Source organism: Streptomyces sp. NBC_01257, from assembly GCF_035917255.1.
Taxonomy (GTDB): domain Bacteria; phylum Actinomycetota; class Actinomycetes; order Streptomycetales; family Streptomycetaceae; genus Streptomyces.
This window is the reverse complement of the sequence record NZ_CP108472.1, coordinates 1194864-1219804: the sequence shown is the minus strand read 5'-3', so window position 1 is coordinate 1219804 and position 24941 is coordinate 1194864. Positions and strand designations below refer to the sequence as shown.

Genomic DNA, 24941 nt, shown 5'->3' with positions numbered 1-24941 from the left:
TCGCACCCGGTCAGCAGCGGCGCTCCGGCATTCCGTCGACCAGAGCGGTCAGCAGCCCGCCGAGCACCTCGCGCTGATCGGCGGTCAATGGAGCCAGGATCTCCTCTGCGGCCGCCCGGCGCGCGTTGCGCAGCGAGCGCAGCGTGGCGGTGCCCTCGTCCGTGATCTCGATCCGGACCACCCGGCGGCTGTCCGGATCCGGGGTACGGCGCACCCGGCCGCTGGCCTCCAGCCCGTCCACCAGCGTGGTCACGGCACGGGGGACGACGTCGAGCCGCTGCGCGAGATCCGCCATCCGTGGCGGGCCGTCGTAGTGCGCGACGGTGCGCAGCAGCCGGAACTGCGCGGGCGTGATGCCGATCGGCTCCAGCTGGCGGCTCTGAATGCGCTGGAGCCTGCGGGTCAGCCTCAGCAGCTGTTCGGCGAGCACGCCGTCGCGGTCGGGGGAATCCATACCGGGAACAATATCAGGACCCTGTTCATTGTGAGTATAGGTAACAATGAGCTATGCTCTCATCTGTTCCACTGCCGAGGGCTGCGATTTCCGGGCCCGGAGCCCGCAGGGCGGCCGTCGGCCGTCCCGCCCCACCGCGGACGCGCCCGCAGGCGCGGGCGCCCGCCGTTACCTGTTGTCGCACGCCTGACGAAGGAGCCCATGAAACCCGACGAACCCACGTGGACACCCCCGCCCCGGGACGCCGCCCAGCCGCCCGCCGAGCTGCGCCGCATCCTCCGCCTCTTCCACCCCTATCGCGGCCGCCTCGCGGTGGTCGGACTGCTCGTCGGCGCCTCGTCGCTGGTGTCGGTCGCCTCCCCGTTCCTCCTGCGCGAGATCCTCGACACCGCCATCCCGCAGGGCCGGACCGGGCTGCTCTCGCTGCTCGCCCTCGGCATGATCCTCACCGCCGTGATGAACAGCGTCTTCGGCGTGCTGCAGACCCTCATCTCCACCACGGTCGGCCAGCGGGTCATGCACGACCTGCGCACCGCCGTGTACACCCAGCTCCAGCGGATGCCGCTGGCCTTCTTCACCCGGACCCGCACGGGCGAGGTCCAGTCCCGCATCGCCAACGACATCGGCGGCATGCAGGCCACCGTCACCTCGACGGCGACCTCGCTGGTCTCCAACCTCACCGCGGTCATCGCGACGGTCGTCGCCATGCTCGCGCTCGACTGGCGGCTCACCGTCGTCTCCCTGCTCCTGCTGCCGGTCTTCGTCTGGATCAGCCGCCGGGTGGGCCGTGAGCGCAAGAAGATCACCACCCAGCGCCAGAAGCAGATGGCCGCGATGGCGGCCACGGTCACCGAATCGCTCTCCGTCAGCGGCATCCTGCTCGGCCGCACCATGGGCCGCTCCGACTCGCTCACCAAGGGCTTCGCCGAGGAGTCCGAGCGCCTCGTCGACCTCGAAGTGCGCTCCAGCATGGCCGGACGCTGGCGGATGTCGACGATCGGCATCGTCATGGCCGCCATGCCGGCTGTCATCTACTGGGCCGCGGGTCTCGCCCTGCAGTCCGGCGGACCCGACGTCTCGATCGGTACGCTCGTCGCCTTCGTCTCGCTCCAGCAGGGCCTCTTCCGGCCCGCCGTGAGCCTGCTCTCCACCGGCGTGCAGATGCAGACGTCCCTCGCGCTCTTCCAGCGGATCTTCGAATACCTCGACCTCACGGTGGACATCACCGAACCGGAGCAGCCGGTACGCCTGGAGAAGATCCGTGGCGAGGTCCGCTTCGAGGACGTCGACTTCAGCTACGACGAGAAGAGCGGCCCGACGCTCAGCGGTGTCGATGTGACCGTGCCCGCCGGCGCCAGCCTGGCCGTCGTCGGTCCCACCGGTTCCGGCAAGTCCACCCTCAGCTATCTGGTGCCGAGGCTGTACGACGTCACCGGCGGCCGGGTCACCCTCGACGGGGTCGACGTGCGCGATCTGGACTTCGACACCCTCGCCAGGGCGGTCGGCGTCGTCTCCCAGGAGACCTACCTCTTCCACGCCTCGGTCGCCGACAACCTCCGCTTCGCCAAGCCGGACGCAACCGACGAGGAGATCGAGGAAGCCGCCCGCGCGGCGCAGATCCACGACCACATCGCCTCCCTGCCCGACGGTTACGACACCCTCGTCGGTGAGCGCGGATACCGCTTCTCCGGGGGCGAGAAGCAGCGCCTGGCCATCGCGCGCACGATCCTGCGCGACCCGCCGGTGCTGATCCTCGACGAGGCGACGAGCGCCCTCGACACCCGTACGGAATTCGCGGTGCAGGAAGCGATCGACGCACTCTCGGCAGGACGCACCACGATCACCATCGCCCACCGGCTCTCCACGGTGCGCGACGCCGACCAGATCGTCGTCCTGGACGGTGGCCGCACCGCGGAGCGCGGCAGCCACGAGGAACTGCTCCAGCAGGACGGGCGCTACGCCGCCCTGGTCCGCAGGGACACCCACCTCGCCCCCGTGGCAGCGGGCTGACCTGCCGCCCGGCCCTTGCAGCGGCATTGCGCCCGCTGCCCCGACTTCGCGGCCCGGAGCCGCTCCTTCGCCGGTCCCGCGGCGCGCGGCCGACGCCACACAGGCGCGGCACATACGCGACACGGACACGACGCGGACGGGGCGCACACGACGGCGCCGCCGCTCCCGTGGGACGGGGAACGACGGCGCCGGGCGGAGCTATGGTCAGATGAGCCAACCCACGAAGTGGACGACGCCGGCCAGCAGGTTGGTGATCAGGTTCATCGGGTGTTTCTCCTTGTGCATGATGTAACTCAGGGACAGCACAGTCGCGGTCTGCAGCCCGTCGCTTGCGCCCTGTAATCATCAACCGCCGCAGCGTGGTTGAGCAACGAATGCCGATACGATCACGCGTTCCAGCGAACATCCGATCCCCTGTTCGTGTGTTCACTTCGCGCGATGCGGGGCGCGTGTCGCCACGGACGGGGTACCGGACGGCGGGATCGGCGCGGGATAGCGTGCCCGCATGGTGAACGAGTCCCCGGACACCCCTCCAGGACGCAGGACCCGCCGCAGTTCCCGCCGCAGGCTCCGCCCGACCCGGCGCGGCCGTCTGCTGCTCCTCGTCGGAGCCGTGCTCGTGCTCGGGGTCGCCGCCGCCGTTCTCGTACCGCTGCTGACCAGGGAGCCGAAGACCGCCGAGCAGACCCGCTCCCTGGTGATTCCGGAGGGCCGGCGGGCAGTGCAGGTGTACGCGGCCGCCGACAAGGTCCTCGGTGAACCCGCCGGCACCACGGAGAAGGCCGTGGCGACAGCGGATCTGCCGCTGCCGGCCGAGGCGAAGGGCAACCCGGAGGGCTACCTCTTCCCGGCGACGTACCCCGTCACCTCCGCCACGACCCCGAAGAGCCTGCTGCGCTACATGGCCGACACGGCACAGAGCCGCTTCGGCAAGGACCACATCACGGCCGGAGCGCAGCGCAACAACGTCACCGTGTACCAGACGGTGACGATCGCCAGCATCGTCCAGGCCGAGGCGGACACCGAGTCCGACATGGGGAAGGTGGCCCGGGTCATCCACAACCGGCTCGACCGCGGCATGCCCCTCCAGATGGACTCGACGCTCAACTACGCGCTGAACCGCAGCACTCTGGACACCACCACCGGCGACACGAAGATCGACAGCCCGTACAACAGCTACGAACGCAAGGGCCTGCCGCCCACACCCATCGGCAATCCGGGCGAGCAGGCGATGGTGGCGGCGATCAGCCCCACGCCCGGCCCCTGGCTCTACTTCGTCACGGTCGCACCGGGCGACACCCGTTTCACCGACGACTACGCCGAACAGCAGCGCAACGTGGCCGAGTTCAACCGCAACCGCCGCGGCGCGGGCACCGGCTGAGCGGCGCGTACCGAAGCACTCACACGGACACGGACACGGCGTCCTCCTCGGCGGTCCCGGGCGCGGTCCGCGCCAGCAGCCGGCTGATGGAGCGGACGGCGGCGCGCCCGGCCCGGTTGGCGCCGATGGTGCTGGCGGACGGCCCGTACCCGACGAGATGGATGCGCTCGTCCCGCACGGCCTGTGTCCCCTCGACCTTGATTCCGCCGCCCGGCTCACGGAGCCTCATCGGGGCGAGATGGTCGACGGCGGCCCGGAAACCGGTCGCCCAGAGGATGACGTCGGCCTCGACGCTCCGACCGTCGTCCCAGGCCACACCGGTCGGCGTGATCCGGTCGAACATGGGGAGCCGGTCGAGCACCCCCGACTCGCGGGCCCGCCGGACGGCGTCGGTCACCGGCAGCCCGGTCACGCTCACGACACTCTCGGGCGGCAGCCCGCGCCGCACCCGTTCCTCCACCATGGCGACGGCCGCCCGGCCCTGGTCCGCGCCGAACGGCCCCTCCCGGAAGACCGGCGGCCGCCGGGTCACCCAGTGGGTGTCCGCCGCCACCTCGGCGATCTCCATCAGGTGCTGGGTGCCGGATGCCCCGCCCCCCACGACGACCACCCGCTGCCCGGCGAACTCGGCGGGCCCCGGATAGTTCGCGGTGTGCAACTGCCGCCCGCGGAAGGTGTCCTGTCCCGGGTACCGCGGCCAGAACGGCCGGTCCCAGGTCCCCGTGGCGTTGATCAGGGCGCGGGTCGCGTACGTCCCCTCGGACGTCTCGACGAGCAGCCGGCCGCCCTCGCCCTCACGCACCGCACTGACCTCGACCGGCCGGTGCACCTGCAGGCCGAAGGCGCGCTCGTACGCGTCGAAGTACTCCCCGATCACCTCGGACGAGGGCCAGCTGTCGTCGGCCCCGGTCAGCTCCATACCGGGCAGGGCGTGCATGCCGTGCACCTTGCCGTACGTCAGCGAGGGCCAGCGGAACTGCCAGGCGCCGCCGGGGTGCGGGGCATGGTCGAGGACCACGAAATCGCGGTCCGGCTCCAGACCGCTGCGGCGCAGATGGTAGGCGCCGGACAGACCTGCCTGTCCGGCACCGATCACCACGACATCGACTGAGTGCACCCCGACGTTGTTCACGTTTCTACTAACCGTGGCGGGTGTGCGGATCTTCCCGCAGAGGCGATCGGGCCGTGCCCGGCCTCGCGCCCCGGCGCATCCGCCGGTCTCACCGCCCCCCGGCGAACAGCAACGGCGCCCCGCCCGGTGCGGAGGCCGGCCGGCCGTTCACCGCGGGCACTCCCAGCAACGGGGATGCCGGGACGGTCGACAGCAGCCCCCGGCGCGCCAGCTCGGGCGTGACACCCTCGCCGAACCAGTACGCCTCCTCCAGGTGCGGGTACCCGGACAGCACGAAGTGCTCCACCCCCAGGGAGTGGTACTCCTCGATCCGGTCCGCGACCTCGGCGTGACTGCCGACCAGCGCGGTCCCGGCGCCACCCCGCACCAGACCGACCCCGGCCCACAGGTTCGGCGCGATCTCCAGCTGATCGCGCGAACCGCCGTGCAGCGCCAGCATCCGCTGCTGCCCCACCGACTCACTGCGCCCCAGCGCCTGCTGAGCGGCCGCGATCGTGTCGGCGTCGAGGTCGCCGAGCAGCCGGTCGGCCGTCGCCCACGCCTCCTTCGAGGAGTCGCGCGAGATGGTGTGCAGCCGGATCCCGAACCGGACCGTGCGTCCCTGCTCCTCGGCCAGCCCGCGAATCCAGTCGATCTTCTTCTTCACATCGGCGGGCCGCTCGCCCCACGTCAGATAGACGTCCGCGTGCGCGGCGGCGACGGGCCCCGCCGCGGCCGAGGACCCGCCGAAGAAGATGTCGGGCAGCGGGTCCGGCGGCAGCGCCGTCAGCCCGCCCTCCACCTGATAGTGCTCACCGTCGAAGTCGAACGGCTGCCCGCTCCAGGCACCCCGCACCACCGACAGGAACTCCGCGGTCCTGGCGTACCGCCGGTCATGGTCCAGATGGTCCCCGAACCGGCGCTGCTCCGTCGAGTCGCCGCCGGTCACCACGTTCAGCAGCAGCCGCCCCCGGGTGATCCGCTGATACGTCGCGGCCATCTGCGCGGCGAGCACGGGCGAGATCACCCCCGGCCGGAACGCCACCAGGAACTTCAGCCGCTCGGTGTGCTGAGCCAGCGCCACGGTCGTCAGCCAGGCGTCCTCGCACCAGGTACCGGTCGGCGTCAGCACCGCCTCGAAGCCCAGCTGCTCGGCTGCCTTCGCGATCTGCGCCAGGTACTCGATGTCGGGGGCGCGCACCCCGCTGGTCGGGGTGATCCGGTCCCGCTTGATCCCGCCGTCGGTGTACGCGTGCCGGTCGACGAGCGTGCGCCCGTCACCGCCGGTGGGGAGGAACCAGTGCAGATGGACGTTCATGGGGAGGCCTTTCCGTACGAGCGGGGGAGGGCGGGTTCACAGAGGGGCACGGCAGGGGGTTCAGGAGACGAGGCGAACCGGTTCGGCCCCGGACCCGAACCGGACCCGGGGCCGGACCCGTTCGGCGTCGGAGCGTGCGGAGTCGGATCAGACGTCGGCCTCCGGACCGAGCTCGGCGAGCAGCCGCGCACGCAGCGCGGCGAACTCGGGTGTACCGGGCAGGCGTGGACGGTCCGCCGCGACCGGCGTCCCGTACGTGATCACGCCGTCCCGCAGCACGAGCGCACGGTCGGCGAACAGCAGCGCCTGGTCCACATCCCCGGTGACGAGCAGAACCGTGCACCCACGGTGCCGCCGCCGGAGCTCGGCCACCGGCCACGAGGCGGCGATGTCGCCGAACGGGTCGTCGAGAAGCAGCAGATCGGGCCGGCGGGCCGGCACCCGTGCGACCGGGACGCGCCGGGCCCCGTCGCCGGAGAGCGCCCTCGGCCAGGCCCGGGACCGACGGAGGGGCGCGCAGCCTTCCCCCACCACTTCCACGAAGCCTGGTCCGGGATGATCTCCCGAAGGCGGCACGAGCAGCTTGCGCCAGACCCGTTTCCAGGGCGCAGGCCGCGGTGCCGGCCGAAGGAGCACACGCCCCTTCGGCACCAGAACGGTCCCGCGGATCTCCCGGTCGAGCCCGGCGAGCACCCGCAGGAGCGTCGACTTGCCACTGCCGCCGCGCCCGAGCACGGCGGTGAACTCCCCCGCGCGCAGGGTGAGATCGAGCCCGTCGATGACGGCCCGTCCGCCGAAGGAACGGGTCAGCCCGACGACGCGTACGACGTCCTGCGGAGGAAGGGCCGGTGAGGGGGAGGGGGCGCTCATGACTCCGTGCAGGTCGGTCGCCATGACGGCAGCCTTTCCGGGATACGGACGACGGGATCGGGAGGGGACTCCGGGAGGCATTCCCGATACCCCGCCCCGGAGCCGGCCCGGTAGGAACCGGACCAGGAGATCCCCGGACGCATAAGGCCGAGGACGGAGACGGGACGGGGCGGGGCGTGCACACCATCAGGCGGAGGGGCCGACGGATCACTCCGCCCGGTCACTCACGGGTCATGCGTGGAGGAACGTCAGCAGCCGCGGCGACAACACGCGGCAGAGGCCACCCGCAGCAGGTCGATGTGACCGCGCGAAGTGAGCATGACTGACCGGAACATGGCGCCGAACGTAGCCGCCGACAGGAGGACGGTCAACGGTGTCTCGGCACCTGGACGAGCAATCCTGCGGAGTGGGCAGGAGAATGGACGCATGTCCTCCGCCTTCACCACCAGCGTCCTTCACGTCACCACCGGCACGACGGAGACCGTCACCGACCTGACGTCCGACTGCGAGCAGTTCCTCAGCCGCACGGCCGCGGGCCGCGACGGCCTGCTCAACATCTTCGTCCCGCACGCGACGGCGGGCATCGCCGTACTGGAGACCGGCGCGGGCAGCGACGACGACCTCCTGGCCGCCCTGCACGCCCTGCTCCCGGCCGACGACCGCTGGCAGCACCGCCACGGCAGCCCGGGCCACGGCCGCGACCACGTCCTCCCGGCCCTCGTCCCGCCGCACGCGACGCTGCCCGTGATCGCGGGACGGCTGGAGCTGGGGACGTGGCAGTCGGTGTGTCTGGTGGACACGAATATCTCTAATCCCAACCGTCAAGTTCGGTTGAGCTTCCTGGGCTGATCGCACAGCTCCGCAGGCCATGCCGCCAATCTTTCGTAGCATGCGCGTCACGACGGAGAAGCCTTGCGCAGTACGGACCTGAACATGATCGAACACCCCTACGACGGATGCGGCAAGTGCCCGCTGGCGCGCGCCCGCCTGTCCTGCAAGCTGGCGACCTCGTCGCGCGAACGCCAGGGGGACATCCTGGTCGCGGCTGGGGCCGTCGGTGATCGCGTCATCTGCTGGGCCGACGACTGGGAGGTGTCGGGCGCCCGCCCAATGAACCGCCCGAAGCTCGGGCCGTGGCTTGGCGACGAGAAAGGCCCTACGACGGTCTCGTCGCCGCTGCGGTGGACCGCCTCGGCCGCAACTTCTCGACTCCCTGAATACCGGCTGCAAGGTGCGCGCGAGGGGAAGCTGCTCGTCACGTTCGGGCCTGAAGCTCGGCTTGGAGGGCTCGGGCTCACAGCCCGAGCCCTCCAAGCCGCCGAAGAACACGTGTTGAGGGACGGGGGGCTGTCACATGGCCGGATCCATGGTCCGGGTGAAGTACCCCAGGTTCGGGTCGTCGGGTGTGCCGACCAGGAGGGCCCGGTCGAGGAGGAGGTTGTTGGCCTCGCAACTGGTCTCGGCGAGCATCACGCAGGCGTGGCACGCGGCGTGGTTGGCGCCGCCGACGCCGGTGGCGCGGGACTCGATGCACAGGGGGTCTGCCGAGCACCAGGACGCGCGGCGGAGGGCGGATTCCAGGATGTCGGTCAAGTTCTTCGGCTCGCCCTGGGCGACGAGTCCGCCGAGGCTGCCAGCGGAGTCGCTGGTGGCGGTATAGACGAGCAGTCCCGCCATGTCGTGGTCGCAGTACAGACGTTCCCGAAGGGCAGAGGAGGGATAGCCGGCGTCCAGGCTCCACTCGGTGATCAGGACGTGCGCGAGGGTGTGCAACAGAGTGTAGCGGGGAGAGGCGGGGGAGGGGTGGGGTTCGCCTTCGCCCGCGTGGTATTCGCGCAACATCTCCGTGTGGTTGGCGTGCAGTTCGCTGATACGGGCGGCGGCCTGTGTGTCGCGCTCCCAGGCGCGCAGTCGGTCCTCGGCCAGGCGCAGGAAGACGCCCTCGCCGCGTACTTCAAGGGCAGGTAGCCAGCTCTTGCGCTGGAGCGAGAGCGGAGCCTGGTGGGTGGGCCCCGCCGACTGCGCGTCGACGATCCGTGTGAAGGACGTCAGTGCGCGGACCTCGCGCAACCGCTTGACGAGCATCGGATCGGTCAGGCCGAACGGGGCGAGCAGACCGAGGTCCGCCTTCGGCGGGACGCAGACGAAGTCCTCGTCGTGGTCCTGCTGTTCCACCTCGGTGGCGTTGCCCGCGGCGAGGCTGTCGTACTCACCGCGAAGGATCAGGCGGTAGCGCTCCTCCAAGGTCGAGTCCTGACCGGGGGCGTCGTCCTCGAGCAGTCGCGTGACGACGTTCAGGTCGAAGTCCGTTCGCTTCAACAGCATCCGCACGGCCCGGCGCAGGTCTTCGGGGTCCGTGAACCCCGCGAGGTCCTCGCGGTTGTTGAGGACGGTCCGCGTCAGCTCGTCGTCCTTGCTGTACGGCGGGATGGACAGCGCCGAGCGCAGCACCGGCTGCCAGACGGCGGAGGAACCGCGCTGGAGCGTGCGGGGGGGCTGCGTGCAGTGCTCGGCGGGGGCGGCGTCCAGCCACGGCCGGCGGCCGGAGCAGGTGATACCCAGGTCGCTGAGGGCGCGCTGCCGGAAGGAGCCCTCCATGGACATGTCCGATGCGCCGCAACTGCACGACAGGATGACGGAGCGCAGTGAGGTGGTGGTGCCGGTCGACCGGAGCCGCATGACGCCGCCGCATTTCCCGCCGCTCGCGCCCTCCCCGCGCTCTTTCCGGTGCAGCCACTTCCAGTACGGGAAGTCCTCGATGTGCCCGTGCTCGCAGGCCATCACGAAGCGGGAGGGGACGAGCGGGTTGTCGGAGCAAGTCGGGCAGACGGATTTGCCTGACGGGCTGCCGAAGTCCTTGTACGGGGCTAGGAGTTCGCACTTGGAGCAGGACTGCCACCAGGGGAACCGCTTGACCCGGACGCCGTCCTCGCTCTCGTCGCCGGATGCGGGTGGGAGCCGGAAGTGGGAGACGCCGAGGAGGCTGGCCAGGCGCGGTTCGGTGATCGTCTGCGCTTCGTGACGGGACCACGACCGGTCGGCGTTGTCGAGGCCAGAGATGATGAAGGACTCGTTGTCGACGGCGATCAGTCCGCCCACCCCGTACGTGGTGATCATCTGAGCTCGGCGAACCGCGCCCTTGACCGGGTAGGTGCGGCGCGGCGCAGCGCTGCCCAGGTCTGAGCCGGTGCGCCGGCGGCGACGTGGCTGGGTCATGCGGAGGCCTCCGGGGTGGTCGAGTCGGTCGAGGGGGCGGCAGAGTCGGAAAACTTGCCCTTGGGCGCGATACTGTTCGGCTCCAGGAAGAGCTTGGATTCGGCGTCGACGTCGCGCAGGCTCCACAGCGTCTCCCACGCCTCCGAGCCCTCCGCCCGGTCGTCGAACGGGGCCAGCAACGACTTGCCGGATCGGCCGCGCTTGGGCTCGTACACCAGGTTGGGGTGGTCCTCGGCCAGTGCCAGCCAGTAGCCGATGAACTCCTCGACGGCCAGTTCGGTGGCCTGCTCCTCCTGCGGGTCGATCTTCCGGACACGTGCTGTGATCAGCGGTTTGATGTCGGCGCGTACGTGGTCGGCGAAGCGGGCGATGCGACCGGCCGCCTCGTCGTCGGCAGCCTGGGGGATGGTCAGGCGGGTCAGGGCGACCACCACGGCGTGCAGTCCGCGGTCGCGGGCGCGCGCTGAGAAGGGGGTGACCGACGTCGACTCGACCTCACGGTAGAGCGCGGAGTGGAAGTGGGTGAAGTTCTCGTAGTGCGAACGGTCCCGGGAGCGAGTCGCGTTGAGCATGACGGCGACCAGTCCGGGCCACCGGCGTCCGACACGGCTGGTGGCCTGGATGTACTCGGCGGTGGTCTGCGGCTGGCCCATTACGGCCATCAGGCCGAGCCGGTCGATGTCGACCCCGACCGCGATCATGTTGGTGGCGAGGAGGACGTCCACGGTGTCCGGATGGGGTAGCGGCTTCTCGATCTGCTTGAGGCGCGTGGGGATGACGCTCGCGTCGACGCGGCTGGTGAGTTCTGCGTAGCCGCTGCTGTCGCGTGGTGCGCAACTGTCAGCGCGTGCGAGGACTTTGAGCTGGTCGACGACGTCGTCGTTGACCTGGAGTTCGGCGGCCGAGAGCAGCCGGAGGCTGTTGAAGTAGCCGACCAGGGTCCAGTACGCGTCACGTACGTCGTCCGGGCAGTCGGCGCGTGCCGCCTCGTGGAGGAGGGCGGCGTAGGTGCGGATGAGGAGGGTCGCTTGGCTGGTGCCAGGGGCGAAGAGGCCCACGTAGCGGCGGGCCGCCTTGTTCTCGCGCGGGGTCTCGACGGCGAACCAGGAGTCGCGGCCGTCCAAGCCGGCCGGTGGGAACTGCTTGACGGAGCGGTCGAAGAGGCTAAGGCCCTGGGCGGCCGCGCGGCGAATGGTCGCAGTGGAGGCGATCACCTTGGGACGGCCGGCGAGCACGTCCACCGCCGTCTCGTACAGGCCGGTGAGCGTGCCGAGCGGCCCGGAGATCAGGTGCAGTTCGTCCTGCACGATCAGCTCTGGGGGCGGGGTGCCCTCCTGGAGGTCACCTCGGCCCCGGTCCAGGTTGAACAACGCTGCGGTCTGCGGGCGCCAGGGCATAGAGGCGAACTTGTCGACCGTGGCGATCACGAGAGTCGGGCGCGCCGCGTACACGGCCTCGTCGACGACGTGTACCGGCAGGCCGCCGTCGCGATGGAAGGCGCAGGAAGCGTTCGGGCAGCGAACGTGCATACGTGCTGCGAGCTCGTCTACCTCGTAGGCGCCAGCGTCAAGGCCCGCGCCGCACCAGGGGCAGGCGTGCAGTTGGACGGGGTTCTCGGTCTGCAGTGTCTGGCCGCCAGCCACCCTGGTCAGCCGCTCCGCGGCGGACTCCAGGGTGTTGGGCGTGGCCGACTTGCCCACCCACATGCCGATCGAGATCTCCTCCATGCCCAGTTCGTCCTCGTTGCGGCGGCGCAGTTCCTCCATGGCACAGATCAGGATCGAGGCGCGCTCGAACTGCTGAAGGGTGAGAAGGCGCAGGGTGTAACGCATGAGGACGGTGACACCGCCGCCTCGCGGGCCCAGGCGCTTCCTGCGCAGGAACGCGGTGAACGCGATCATGCCGAGATACGCCTCGGTCTTGCCACCGCCGGTGGGGAACCAGAGGAGGTCGGAGGCCGATCGGTCGGGGTGGTCCGGATCGTCGATCCCGGCCAGGCAGAGCAGCATGAAAGCGACCTGGAAGGGGCGCCAGGCGGCCTTCTCCAGATCGGGTTCACCCTTCCTCCCGTCCTTGATCCAGGCACTGCGGGCGCGCTGGGCCGCCATGACCTCGTTGGCGAGCTGGAAGGCGCGCAGCACGTCCGGCTTGTCGGCGAGCAGACGGATGCCGGCGCGCATTCGTTCCAGCGCGTCGAAGCAGTCCGTGATCCGTTCGCGGGCGGCGGGCTCGTGGGCGGTGCCGTACAGGGCCTTCGCGTCCGCCTCGCGGGCCGCGATCCACTGCTCGTAACCGTCTGCGAGGCGCGTCAGCGCGCCTACCACCGCCGACTTTGTACCGCGGGCCAGGCCGGTCATGCCGAGCGCCGAGACGTCGATGGCCGGGTTGGACTCGGTAAGGAGTACCTCGTGACTGGGTACGAACTCCGTGCGGATCTCGTCCACCGCCGCATCCTCTATCTCGGCCACGCCGACGGGAGCGGGTCGCCAGTCCCACTCGGCCGCACAGCCGTGGCCTACGGCGAAGGTCGGGACGTGCCGGTACAGGAGACGACTCGTGCGGACGTCGGGGTCGTCTGCGCCTCCTACGGCGCGCCGCTCGACGAAGCAGCCGGTGCCGTTCTCACCTCGTGCGGTCAGCCCGGTCTGGAAGACGGCGAAGGCGTCGGCCAGATCCCGCTCGGAGACGACGTCGGTGTTGACGAGCGTGACGGTGACGGTGACGGTGCCGGACTCCGGGCTTACGGGGCGTACCCGCACCGACAGTTTCAGTCCGCCCTCGATGTCCCGGAGCGTGCCCGGGTCCGTGACTGTGACATCCACCGGGACCGGGGTGAGGTCGAGTTCCCGACGCCGCCAGTGTTCCGTCTGCGCGTCGGTCGTCCGCGCCTGCGCCCGACGGGCGGCGACCGGACGGCCATCCGCGTCGACGGGCTCGTAGCGGGCACCGCGCACGGTGATCACGATGCGAGGGGCCAGATCCGGGTGGACGGCGAAGGTGACCCCCAGCGTGGAGGGCCTGCGCTGCCCGGCCGCGGAGGGTGCGGCGTCTGCCCGGTCGTCATCGGCCGCCTTGCCACGCAGCTCGGCGGCGTGGTCGTCGGCGCTCGGGTCGTCTCCCGGAGTGATGGGAGGGCCGACCTTGGCCTCTGCCCGACGCGGGAAGAGGACGCCCATGGGGTACCTGGCGACGGGGGCGTCGTCTGTGAGTACCTCCTCGCGGTCCGGATGGTCCGGCCCGTCGGGTCCGAGAAGCTCACGGCGCAACCGGTCCACCAGACCGTCGCGTACCCGGTAGTGGGCGGCGTACCGCCCGTTCTGCGTGCTCACGCCTGCTCCTCGTCCTTGTTGTCGTCACCCTCGGGCCACACGAACGTGCCGAGACCGGCCAGCCGCACCGCCGTCCACACCCCGTTGCCCGCCACGCCCGCGTCCGCGGCGACGGACGCGGCGCCGGCGATCGCCTCCAGGCAGTCCACGTGACCGCCCGTGATACTCGGGGGCCAGCGGACGTCCCACGTTCCGCTCACCTTCAGCACCTTGTACAGCTCACGCCGGAAGGCCTCCGACACCTCGCCCACGATCCGGTCATCCGACCCGTGGCGGATCAGGTAGCGCGGGCTCTGGCCGTCCCCCTCCGGCAACACCAGCGGCGCCATGAGGGTCACCGGGTCGCCGGGACGGACCGCGCGGCGCAGGTAGTCCTGGAGCCCCGCCGGGTCCGCGTCCGCGTCGGCGCCATGGCCCGGCGGGGCGTCCCGCCGGACATCCCGGCCGCGCAGCCGCAGCCCTTTGCGTTGCCAGGACTTGAACCCGCCCAGGTAGGAGCGGCCGCACGAGCGCTCGGTGCGAAGTTGCCGCACTTCCGGCCCCGGCACGTGCAGCAGCTCGTCACGGGCCCGTGTCATCGCCACGTATAGGCCTCGCACCTCGGCCACCGGATCGAACTCGGCGGGGTCCTTGACCATGTTCGGCAGCGCCGACCAGTCCGGCGGGTCGAGGAGTACGACGCGGTCGTACTCCAGGCCCTTGGCCCGGTGGACGGTCGAGACGGTCAGCGGGGGTGAGTCGGCGGGGGCCAGCTCCTCGGGGAACCTGCCGGCTGCGATCAGGTCGCGGACTCGGGAGAGGTCGATCTGCTCGGCCCGGCCGGAGCCCGCGCGGGCGTACCGCAGCAGGACCCGCCACGCTTCGTCAAGGTCGACACCGGCAGGCGGGTGAAGCTCGCCGAACAGCGTGTCGAAACGGCCCTTCGCTAGCACGCCCGCGTCCGTCCGAGCCAGTAGGCCGGCAATCCAGCCGGGCGCGAATCTGTCCTCCAGCTTGTGCTTGAGGATGTGGGGGACACCGTGGCCGCGCAGGCGCTCGGAGACCACGAGTGCCTGGCGGTTGTCGCGGGTGAGGATCGCCGTCGGCGTCGGGTTCTCCCGGAGGGCGAGGAGGAGCAGTTCGTCGTCGAGGGAGTCGAAGCCGAGCAGGTCGGCGGTCCGCTCGGACAGGTCCCGATACAGCCGTTCGGCCTCGGCGGCGTCGGGGCCGAGCCGCTGTATACGGCGGGTGAGCGGCAGGGCGGTGCGCGAGTCGGTCGTACGGGCACGGAAGTTGGCGGTCAGTGCGAGCTCCACCAGGTCGTCCAGGTAGGAATCGCGGAGCCAGTCGAAGAACCAGCCGTTCTCCGCGGCCCGGTTCTCCGGAGGCACCTGGAATCCGTAGATGCCTTGGGCGCTGTCGCCGACGATCGTGAACCCCAGTTCTTCCTGGTGCTTGTCGAGAAGGGTCTCCACCAGATTGCGGCGGTCCCCGACCAGGTCCTGCGCCTCGTCGATCACGACATGCGCCGGCGGGCCCTCCTCAGTCGCTTCCAGGGCCCCGGCGGCGATGGCCCTCGCCGCCGCCCTGACCCGGTCGTCGAAGGACTCGGCATGCCAGTCCGTGTCCGGATAGGTACGGAGCAGCAGGTCGAGGGCCCAGGCGTCGAAGGTGCGCGCCCGCACCCGGTTCGCCCGCTCTCCGTGACGGGCGATCTGGTCGGTCAGATCGCGTACCGCAGCGCGGGAGAAGCTGAGGACGAGGATCTCGCCCGCCTCGAGGGCGTCGTCCGGATCGCCGCCGCCGACGAGGTAGTCCAGACGGCGTACCACCGTGTGCGTCTTGCCGGCCCCGGCGCCCGCCATGACCAGCAGACGGGCGTCCCAGGGCTGTTCGACCACGGCGCGCTGCTCGTCGGTGAGCGGCGGCGCGGCCGGACGAGGGTGGATCACTGACCGCTCCAGAGGTGCTCGAACTCGGTGAAGGCGAGGTTGTGGTCGTAGTTCACGATGTTGTCGCGGACGTCGAGGATCAGGCAGGTCTCCTTGCCGCCGTTCAGCGGTCCGCGCAGGCCGCGCCCGATCATCTGCTGGTAGACGTTCGGGCTGTACACGGGGCGGGCGACGACGACGGCGCGCGTCGCCGGGGCGTCGAAGCCCTGCGTGAGGACGCCGAAGTTGGTCAGCACCCTCGTACGACGTGCGCGGAAGTTCTCCACCCGCGTCTGCCGGTCGTTCTTCGAGGTGCCCGCATCGACGGAGGCGGCACTGATGCCCAGCTCCTTGAGCTGGGCGGCGAGCGTCTTGGCGTGGTCCACGGAGGTCGCGAAGACCAGGACCGGCCAGTCCTCAGGCATCTCCGCGATCTTTTCGACGATGCGGGCGCTGCGGTCATGGTCCTGGGCGAGCCGGAGCTCGGCGGTACGGGACAGCACCTTCATCTGGTCCGCGTGCTGAATCTCCTCGGGGCTCAGCGTGATGGAACCGCCTTCCATCACTCGGTGCTCGGCGCTGGCCAGGACGCCCAGCCCACGCAGTTCGGCGTACGGGTCGTCACCGGTGAACACGCCGTCGTCGAGGCGGTTGGCGCCGAAACGCTCCACCAGATGGCGGGTCGCCTCCTCACTACGCCCGCGGAACGGGGTCGCGGTCAGGCCGAGCAGGTGCCGGTCAGTCTGCCGGGAGGTGAGCCCGAGCTGCGCGAGGATGCGGGTGTAACGCGGCGACGTGGCGGTGTGCGCCTCGTCCACGATCACCAGCGCGGCTTGCCGCAGCCAGGCGTACGACGGATCGGCCAAGCAGGTGTCCATGTCCAGTTTCGCGTCCGTTGCGACGACCAGGTGCGGCCGGTCGTCGACCGGCCCTGCCTCGCGCGTATGCCACAGCCGGCTGATCGCCAGCGGCCCGGCGCCGCCGGCCTTCTCCCAGACGAACTTCCAGCTCTGCACGGCCTGTTCGCACAGCTCCTCGGTCTGGCCGATCCACAGGATCGGACCGGAGAGCTCGCCAGCCTGTTTGATCCAGCGGATCACGGCCTCGGAGGCTACACGGGTCTTGCCCGCGCCGGTCGGCAGCGACAGCATCGCCCGTTGCGGCTGGAGCCGGTCGAGCATCGCGAAGATGTTGTCGGCCAGTCTCTCCTGGTAGGCGTGCAGGCGCGGGAAGTCGCGCGGACCGTCGACGTCGATCCGCGGTTCCAGGGTCGGGACGCGGAAGCCGGCGAACGAGCCGGGGAAGCCGAGTTCGGTGACGAAGCGGACAGCGGCCGCGGAACCGTGGTAGGCACTGGGGGCGTCCGGATAGCGCTGCTGCAGATCGCGGGCGTGGACCTGGAAGATGCCGTCCTCGTGTACGTAGAAGGCGAGTTCAGCGATGCGACGCGCGGACTGCTTGCCGCCGGGGGCGGCTCGCTCCGCGGAGAGCAAGGTCGTCGGGAGCCGCTCGCGGAGGACATCCGCGCCGAGCAGCAGGAGCAGCTTGTCGACGATGCCCTCGGCGTCGCGCACGCGCCTTCGGGCCTCACGGAGCGCCTTGTCCGCGGCGTCCCTGCGCTCGTCGGCGAGGAGCGTCTTGCAGCCGTTGGCACCGAACCCGAGGCGCAGTTCCTTGTCGACGGCCATCAGTATGCCGAGGCGGTCCTTCACCATGTCGGCGACGAGCACTCGCGACCCGAGCAATGCGCTCACCAATTGCTTGGGCGTGACGCCGTTGGGCGTGCGTGTCACCTCCTCCAGCTCGGTACAGCGCACGAGCGAGTACTGGGAGATTCTGCTCGCGGCGACCTTCCGCAGTGACGGGAACACCTCTCCGAGCTGTACGGGCTCGTCGCCCGCCACATGCCGGGTCTCGACGCTGATCACGTCACTGAACGGGATCATGTTCCAACGTTCGATCATGAGCTCCGCGTCCTCGGCGGAGCCGACGAGGAGCGCGGGTTGCTTCTCCACCCGCAGGGACCGGTACTGGGCGGCGTCGGAAGCGACGGCGATCTCGGCGTCCTCACGGGCTTCCCAGGCGTCGCCGACACGGCAGCGGGTGAGCCCATCGGGGAAGTCCAGCTCCCGACGGGTGAGCAGGACGTACATCGAGCCGACGAACGCGTCGTCCTCACTGCTCGCCAGTTCGGAGAAGAGCTCCTCCCAGCGACCCTTCGGAAGCTCCTCCAGAGAGGTGGCCAGGTGCAGTTTGCGGGCCTTCTCCGCCGGGAGGTCGGCCACCGGCAGGAAGGCGCCGAACTCGGCCAGCTGCGGCCCGACAGCCTGCGCGAGTGGCTTGACCCCCTGGGACGTCCGCACGCGGCCGTGCTCGCGCAGCATCCAGCGGAGGGGAGAGAGAACCTGCTGCCGGGTGCTGGAGCGGCCGCCGATCTGCACGGTCCAGAAGTCGATCAGCGCCTCGTCGGGCAGTTCCGCGAGGAACCGGGCACGGGCCTCCTCCGACATCCGCTCCAGCAGGTGCAAGGGGCCGCCGACGGGGGACCCCTCGGCCTTGATGGTGGTGAGGCTCGGCTTCCGGTTGGCGTACTCCGGCTTCCGGGCAAGGATCTGGCGCAGCGCCTCCCGGTAACCGTCGAACCAGTAGGCGTTGGACACGTCGTGGCCAGGCGTGGGCCGATCGCTGAGCCGCAGGTCGCGGAAGAACGAGCGGTCGTCGGAGTGGAAGGTCAGATCGACCGCGATCGTCGGGTCGGACTTCGCGGTGACCACCGCGCCAGGCAGCATCACGTCCCGCACCGGAACGAACCGACCGGCGGCCGTACGGACGTGCAGCGCCGAAGCCGCGTCGCCGACCTTCTGCAGGATCCGGTGGCCGAGCCGGTCGCTGCCGGCCCGGTGCAGGCGGTCCCAGAACTGCTCCCACTGGCGAGGCCCGTAACCGGCGAAGCCTGCCTCGAGCACGGAGAGGAAGCGGCCCTCGGCGTCCGCCTCCCGCACCCCCAGCGTCCGCAGGGCGCGAGCGGCCTCCGGGTCGGCGGCCAGCTCGGGGTGGACGTAGGTCAGGGTCTCGCGCAGGGAGCTGTCGTCGCTGCGCAGATAGATCTGACCGGCGGCGGGCGGCACCATGCCCATGTCCTCCGTGAGCAGGACCTTCGCCGTTCGTGCCTCGGCGGCGAACTCCGGCTTCGTCTCCACGATGTCGGCCACGATGGTGAGCGCCGCCGCGGACGCCTTCGGCGTGCCGTCGGCGACCAGCGCCTCCAGCCAGTCCCGCAGAGTCGCACGCTGCTTGCCCGCGGCGGACAGGATGTGCTCGACCTTGCCGGAGCGCACAGTCGTCGCCTCGACGGAGGGGTGCAGCCAGTCAGTCGGCCGGCCGGGGTACTCGTGCCACGTCCGCAACCAGCGGGGGAGGGACTCGTCCTTGCCGAGGGCGGGGTGGATGTTCAGGTCCGTCGGGACCCGTAGCGTGCCGGTCTGGTCGGGCAAGGACGGGCGACGGGCGGCAGCTGTCCAGATGTTCCGCATCAGGTGCTGGTCGGCCCAGGTGATCGTCTCGACCTGCTTGTCGCGGCCGGGCAGCAGCGGCAGGTAAGCGGCCGGGTCCTCAGCGGGCGCGAGCTGCGGCAGGGAGTCGACCACGAGTTCGGCGGCGACACGGAGCATCTCGTTGTTGAAGGGGCTGGCGTCGAGGAGGTTCTGCCGGTCCTCGTTGGTCTTCCACGCGCCGTTGAGGATGCCGGTCAGCGTCATCTGGTACTTGGTCGGGAAGAACGACCACAAGCGCCCACGGCCGGACTGCGCCTGGTGAAGGCCCTTCTGCTTGTCGACGGTGAACTCGGGGACCGCCCAGGACAGCTCCAGGCTGAAGCGGTCGTGCAGTTCGCCGGCGTCGTTGCGGGCGGCGACGGACGGCTCGTGGCTGGTGCGGAAGACCAGCCAACCGGACTCCTCCGGCGTTGCCTTGAGACTGCGGACCTCGTGCACGCGGTGACGGGCGCCGTCGTGCGTGACGGTGAGGACCCGGCGCTGGATCGGTCGCTGCCTGCGGTCCTCCAACGTCACCGTGGCCACATGCGGGGAGAACAGCTGGAACCCGGCAGGGAACTGCTCGCGCCCCAGCGGGCGTCCCTTCCCGGTGTGGCCGAGCATGTCCTCACTCAACCGGTCGGCCATGCCTTCCAGGAGGGGCAGGCGTACGACGGTCGTGTACTCGTTGAGGAGTTCGTCGAGGATCTGGTCCGAGGCCCGTTCGTCGGTCTCGTCCAGAGAGCGGGCCATGCGGAGGACCGGCGCCTCGAACTCGTCGCCGAGGGCAGTCGCCACCTCGGGGATCGCACGGATGCGGTCCAGCGCCCAGGCGCGGTCGAAACCGAAGGATCCGGTGGTCGAGAAGAACTGCGGGGCGTCCGTGACCACGAGGACGGACTTCACGCCGACGCCAAATCTTCCGATCTGCCCCCCGCGCTTTTTCGAGACGCTCATGCGGAGAATGGTCTCGGCGCCTTCGGCGGTGACCGGAGTTCCCTGGTTCGCACAGTAGAGGTGCGTTTCGGTAAGGACCGCGTGTACCTTCCCGCCCGGTTCGGCAGCCACTTCGTCGGCGCCGTTCTGCACCAGTTCGAAGAGCTGTCGGTCCCCGTATCCGCCTTGCGTGATGCGACGCTCAGAGTTCGCGTGTTCGGGGATGAGACCCGGGTCGACGGCGTATGTCCGCAGCACGCGTTCCGACTGGTCAACGATGGTGCCGACGACCGTCGGGGGGACGCTGTTCATGTTACTCCGATCGAAACAAGTGAAAGAAAACGAAACGGAGTGGGGGAAAGTCGAGGAGGGGGAAGTTGACGCGGCATGTTTGAAAGCGAAAGGGAGCGGAAAGGTGTGCGATAAAGGCAGAGCTGTCCCTTGGGAAAGTTATTCGGCCAGCCCTCTCCAACCGGATGGCGATTATCGTAGGGTGCCGCCTCCGTGTGCCGCAAGGTGTATCCGGTACGAGATGTGGAATTGCCAAGTCCGGGGGCTGGCGGGGCCCTTGAAGCGGAATCATAACCCCCGGTTTCTCGAGTAAGGGGGTCGGTCATGTCGCTCCTTGTACGGCACGACCCCAATAGAGGGAGACGCCAGGCGGCCTGTCAAAGGTTCTTTGACATCCACGGCTCTCGTCAAGCGCCTGGGGTACGCTGACCCGCGCAACCAGCGTCGACGTCTACCCGAGCGGGTGTGAAGCATGGAGACGGGAACCGAGTTCGGCCCCTGGCTGGCCCGGCAGTTGAAACTCACGGGCAAGAGCCAGACGGAGTTGGCCGACGAGATCGGCGTCACCCGTGCGGCGGTCTCGGCCTGGGTGACCAAGCGCGCCACGCCGCGTACCGAGGTGGCCGCGCGCATTGCTGAGGCCCTCGGCACGGACATGGCCACCATGAGCACCAGGAACACGGACACCACGGCCGGCCTCCCGATCGGCTGGTACCACCGTCCTGAACACGCTGACCGAGGCCGCGAGATGGGCAACGCGGCGACCTTCGCCTTCGACGCCGACGTCGAGGTCCTCGCGCGCGAGACCGGCCAGAACAGCCTCGATGAACGCCTCCCCGACAACGGCCGCCCCGTGCGTCTGCGCTTCACCCTCCATGAGCTCACCGGCGAGAATCTCGCCGACTTCCTCGCCGCCATCCAGTGGGACGATCTGTACAAGCACTACGAGGCCGTCACCCAAGGCCGCGACCAGAAGGTCACCCGCTCCGTCCGCGCCGGCCTGCGCGACCTGCATGACCGAGACCGACTGATCCTCCTCCGCGTCGACGACTACAACGCCTCCGGGCTCACCGGCGACGAGTACGACGACAGCCGATACGCCGCCGTCGTCCGCCGCACCCTGGACAGTCACAAGTCCGGTGCCACCGCCGGGGGTTCGTACGGCCTCGGCAAGGCCACGCTCTGGGGAACCAGCCGCCTCGGCATGGTCCTGATCAACTCCACCCTCTCCGAGCCCTACGAGGGCCGCACCGAACGACGTGTCGTCGGCCGTCTGGAGCTGCCCTGGCGCCGTATCGGCGACGAGGCCCTGGCCGGACCTGCGTGGTTCGGCCGCGCCGACCCGGACACCGAAGGCGCTCGGATCGCCCGCTCGTGGTGGGCTGACGAGGAGATGGTTCGCCGGCTCCACCTGTCCCGTGAGGGCGACGAACCCGGTACGTCCTTCCTCGTCGTCGGCGCGCACGACATCGCCTCGCTCGCCGAGGGCGTGCCGCTGGGCGATGACGAAGACCCCGATGACTCCGCGTCTGGTGGCGGCGATGAGCTCCGCCGCATGCACCAACGGCTGAAAGCCGCCCTCGGCCGCAACTTCTGGGCCGCCATGACAGCAGCCGACGGAGTCCGCCCGCATCTGGAGGCGTCCGTCCGCTCCTTGCGCGACGGCAAGGAGCTGATTCCGGAAGAGCGGATCGACCCTGCCGTGACCGAGCCCTCCCGCTCCCGTGCCCTCAAGGCATTCCTCGACGGAACCACCGTGGACCGCCTCACCGAGGCAGGTCAGGTAGCTCAGGCCTCTATTCCGCTCAGGATCCCAGGTCGCGATGGGCGCTCCACCACCGGCCAACACGAGGCCGTACTCCTCGTCACCGACGCGGTCGACGGCGAGGAGACCGTGAACGTCATGGCCGCGATGCGAGGCAATCGGATGACCGTACGGTCCAGGGCCGTCCCCGGCATCCCGCTCGGCGCCAACCCCTTCCAGGCGGTCCTGCTCACCGGTACGGCGGCGGGCGAGAAGGCTCCATACGCGGTGGAAGCAGAGACGTTCCTGCGTGCCGCCGAGCCCCCCGAGCACAACAAATGGGCCCAAACCGAGGATCTGACCAACGACTACGCGCCCAGCGCCCACCGCCGCATCACGACGATGCTCCACTCCGCCCACGCCCAGGTGAAAGGGCTCCTCGCTCAGCCCAAGCGGCAGAGCAAGGCGCAGCGCGACGGCGGCAACCTCGCCAAGCTCATCACGCCCAAGGCCGAGCGCAAGGGGAAGCAGCACGCGAAACCCGGATCCCGGCCGACGCTGACCGATCTGAAGCCGGTCATCCGTGCCGACGGCGCCTGGGAGATCACCGGAGAGATCACTGTCCCGCGAGGCGGCGACGGCTGGCGCGCCCGACCGACCGCGGCGCTCGCCGTCCGTTCCGGCACCAACCCGCAGGTGGCCTGGGCCGAGCTGGAATCCGTACGGGACTGCGAGGTCGTCGATGGCGCCCTGCACTTCACTCCCGGTACCCGCAGCGCCGTCTTCCGGGCGATCACCGACCCTGCCAGCCAACCCGTACGTGGCCACCGTTCCAGCCTCGTCGTCGAACTCGACCTCGTGGAAGGGGAAGCGCGATGAAGATCTACCCCTATCCGCGACTGCGCGCCGCTGCGACCGTCACCATCGACGCGGCCAGCGTCCTCGCCCCCGACACCCCACGTGAACCGCTCGCCTCCTCGGCGCGTTCCATCATCGACCGCGTGCTGACTCTCGGGACGGCCGAGACCGAGGGTTGGGACACCGCCGCTGTCAAGGTCGCCGCGACCATCCCGGAAAGCGCCGTCCGCGCCGACGCCCCCTGGGCGGACCTCGAGGTCTACGCACTGCTCACTGAGAGCGCCACCAACACACGGCTGACCGCCCGCCTAGCGCCTACCGCCGACGACCCCTGCCGCTGGACCGGCGAACTGCGGATCGCCCGCGCGGAAATTGCCGACCGAGGCCGGCTCTCCGCCCAGGTCGTCGCCACCGTCGACGGAGTACCCGGCAGGATCGTCGGTGAGTCGGAGGACGATTGGTTCGTTGACGTCACCGCCGACGCACCCGTCCGCGACCGGCCGTTCGAGACCAAGCGGCACAGCTTCGCCGAAGGCCCCTCCTGGCTGCGGCAGATGAAGGACGCGCCATGGGTCATCGACCCGTCCGGCAAACTTCCCACCGTCCACGTCAACACCGACGTGGAGGGCATGGAGACGCTGCTGGACGCGAACGGACGAGGCATCGAAGGCGCCGTAGGTGAACTCCTGGCAGCACAGATGGCTTCGGACATCTGGCTCGCGGTCTTCCACGCCGCCATCGGCGACCTCGAACTCGACGAACGGGAACGCCCGATCTTTCCGGGCGGCTGGCGCGGCTCCGTACTGCGCGAGATGCTCCCCGACATCCTCCCCGACCAGCCGCTCGAGACCGCGCTGCGCACGCTGCATGAACGGCGCGTCGGAGCCAGCGGATGGACGGACATCCAGCCCCGCATCCATTACGCCGCCGCCCGCAAGGGGGGCGCGGGCTCCACCGTCGTCCAGGCCGTACGCGGTCTCGAACGACTGCGCCGAGAGGACGAGGACGCGTGACCGGCAAGCCGACCCATCAGCCCGAGTACCTGAAGCTCCTGCCTGACCGCAGCGCTGGCCTCTTCCTCACGGAGGGGTTCCTCGCGGGCCAGGAGGACGTCAGGTCGATACAGCTCAACCAGGTCGCCGAACCCCTCCCTGAGCAACGGCGCTACTCGTTGGCGCGGATTCGTGACCTCGTCGAGGACGCCATGTACAGCTTCGGCGTGAACAGGACCGGCGCCGACGCCTGGCTCGCCCCGCGCCTGCACGCCACCCTGCGCCTCACCCGCGTCGAGGCCGCCGACCCCGGACTGTGGAACTACGTGGCACTCGGCGCCGCCCCCGACTACGTGCACTGGCGACACACCCGCTCCGGCGCGCGGCGCGCGGAGCCGGCGCCCATCCCTGTCGATCGCTTCAAGGGACCGCACTACAAGCAGGCGTTCGCCCGTCTGTGGTGGGCTGCCGAACTCTTCCGTGACGGTCCCGACTACGGGCCGGTCGTCACGGCCTGCGGCAACCAGGAGATGATGAACACGGCCCTCCGCTTGGAGGTCATGGACCACTGCCCGACCGCCCAGGCCGTCGTACGCCTCCTGTCCGACGGTACGGTCAGCACCGGTCGCGAAACCAACGCCCTCCTCGCCGCCGTCAACGCGGCCGCCTCGACACTCTTCCTCGACGCACTGGCACCCGACGTGGAGCGTGATCCCGCGAATGCTCGCGCCTGGGTCGACGGTGCAGAGTATGCGAGGCCCGCCAGCCGGCGCGTCATCCCTGGTGGCCCGGACGAGGACCGTGCGCCGGAGGAATCCGTGAAGACCCTCGTCGACCAGTTCCGTGAACTCTTCGCTGAGGCCCCGGTACGCGGCAAGGAGAGCCCATCGGAACCTGGGTCGCAGGGCGGAGTCCTCTCGAGCCCGGCGGCTGAGTAGCGCCGCCGAGGCTTCGCGGGGCAATCCTTAGAGCTCGGTCTGTCTCCGGG

Annotated in this window: 15 protein-coding genes; 6 read left to right on the top strand and 9 right to left on the bottom strand. The window is 70.1% G+C overall.

The features are described from left to right. Nucleotides 1-10: 10 nt before the first annotated feature. Nucleotides 11-454, bottom strand: coding sequence for a MarR family winged helix-turn-helix transcriptional regulator (locus OG408_RS05275; RefSeq protein ID WP_266775935.1), 444 nt, complete (start codon nucleotides 452-454; stop codon nucleotides 11-13). Between the two features lie 201 nt (nucleotides 455-655). On the opposite strand from OG408_RS05275, the gene OG408_RS05270 reads away from it, so the two are divergent. Both OG408_RS05270 and mltG read left to right on the top strand, forming a co-directional pair. Continuing rightward, nucleotides 656-2464: an ABC transporter ATP-binding protein gene (locus tag OG408_RS05270; RefSeq protein WP_266775933.1), complete on the top strand. Its 1809-nt coding sequence runs from the start codon at nucleotides 656-658 to the stop codon at nucleotides 2462-2464. Nucleotides 2465-2969: 505 nt separating this feature from the next. Next, entirely contained in the window at nucleotides 2970-3845 is an 876-nt protein-coding gene (mltG, locus tag OG408_RS05265; protein ID WP_266775931.1) for an endolytic transglycosylase MltG, read from the top strand. A gap of 19 nt (nucleotides 3846-3864) precedes the next feature. Here the strand turns inward: mltG and OG408_RS05260 are convergent, their stop codons facing one another. The 4 genes from OG408_RS05260 to OG408_RS40130 form a co-directional block, all read right to left on the bottom strand. After that, a complete protein-coding gene (locus OG408_RS05260) occupies nucleotides 3865-4962 on the bottom strand; it encodes an NAD(P)-binding domain-containing protein (RefSeq protein WP_326668512.1) in 1098 nt (365 codons plus the stop codon). A 103-nt stretch (nucleotides 4963-5065) separates the two neighbouring features. Next, nucleotides 5066-6274 (bottom strand): LLM class flavin-dependent oxidoreductase, encoded by a 1209-nt coding sequence (locus OG408_RS05255; protein ID WP_326668510.1) that lies wholly within the window; start codon nucleotides 6272-6274, stop codon nucleotides 5066-5068. 147 nt (nucleotides 6275-6421) lie between these two features. Continuing rightward, nucleotides 6422-7168: an ATP-binding cassette domain-containing protein gene (locus OG408_RS05250; RefSeq protein ID WP_326668509.1), complete on the bottom strand. Its 747-nt coding sequence runs from the start codon at nucleotides 7166-7168 to the stop codon at nucleotides 6422-6424. 224 nt (nucleotides 7169-7392) lie between these two features. Next, entirely contained in the window at nucleotides 7393-7479 is an 87-nt protein-coding gene (locus OG408_RS40130) for a putative leader peptide (protein ID WP_353051446.1), read from the bottom strand. 91 nt (nucleotides 7480-7570) lie between these two features. On the opposite strand from OG408_RS40130, the gene OG408_RS05245 reads away from it, so the two are divergent. Beyond that, complete coding sequence (locus OG408_RS05245) at nucleotides 7571-7993, top strand: secondary thiamine-phosphate synthase enzyme YjbQ (RefSeq protein ID WP_326668508.1); 423 nt, start codon at nucleotides 7571-7573, stop codon at nucleotides 7991-7993. Between the two features lie 501 nt (nucleotides 7994-8494). Here OG408_RS05245 and OG408_RS05240 read toward each other — a convergent pair. Genes OG408_RS05240 through OG408_RS05225 form a run of 4 tightly spaced genes read right to left on the bottom strand, consistent with a single transcriptional unit; the run spans nucleotide 8495 to nucleotide 20380 of the window. Continuing rightward, complete coding sequence (locus tag OG408_RS05240) at nucleotides 8495-10360, bottom strand: DUF1998 domain-containing protein (RefSeq protein ID WP_326668505.1); 1866 nt, start codon at nucleotides 10358-10360, stop codon at nucleotides 8495-8497. Then, nucleotides 10357-13689, bottom strand: a complete 3333-nt coding sequence (locus tag OG408_RS05235) for a helicase-related protein (RefSeq protein ID WP_326668503.1) — start codon at nucleotides 13687-13689, stop codon at nucleotides 10357-10359. The genes OG408_RS05240 and OG408_RS05235 overlap by 4 nt, the downstream gene beginning before the upstream one ends. Continuing rightward, nucleotides 13686-15620, bottom strand: a complete 1935-nt coding sequence (locus OG408_RS05230) for a UvrD-helicase domain-containing protein (RefSeq protein ID WP_326668501.1) — start codon at nucleotides 15618-15620, stop codon at nucleotides 13686-13688. The genes OG408_RS05235 and OG408_RS05230 overlap by 4 nt, the downstream gene beginning before the upstream one ends. Then, nucleotides 15617-20380 (bottom strand): DEAD/DEAH box helicase, encoded by a 4764-nt coding sequence (locus OG408_RS05225; protein WP_326668499.1) that lies wholly within the window; start codon nucleotides 20378-20380, stop codon nucleotides 15617-15619. Before OG408_RS05225 ends, OG408_RS05230 begins: the two co-directional genes overlap by 4 nt. 451 nt (nucleotides 20381-20831) lie before the next feature. Here OG408_RS05225 and OG408_RS05220 point away from each other — a divergent pair, with 451 nt between their 5' ends. From OG408_RS05220 to OG408_RS05210, 3 genes are read left to right on the top strand one after another with little or no spacing between them, the layout of a single operon-like run. Further along, a complete protein-coding gene (locus tag OG408_RS05220) occupies nucleotides 20832-22982 on the top strand; it encodes a helix-turn-helix domain-containing protein (RefSeq protein WP_326668497.1) in 2151 nt (716 codons plus the stop codon). Continuing rightward, a complete protein-coding gene (locus OG408_RS05215) occupies nucleotides 22979-23974 on the top strand; it encodes a hypothetical protein (protein ID WP_326668495.1) in 996 nt (331 codons plus the stop codon). The genes OG408_RS05220 and OG408_RS05215 overlap by 4 nt, the downstream gene beginning before the upstream one ends. Beyond that, on the top strand, nucleotides 23971-24891 hold the full coding sequence (locus OG408_RS05210; protein WP_326668493.1) for a DUF6339 family protein: 921 nt from the start codon (nucleotides 23971-23973) through the stop codon (nucleotides 24889-24891). Before OG408_RS05215 ends, OG408_RS05210 begins: the two co-directional genes overlap by 4 nt. Nucleotides 24892-24941: the final 50 nt, after the last annotated feature.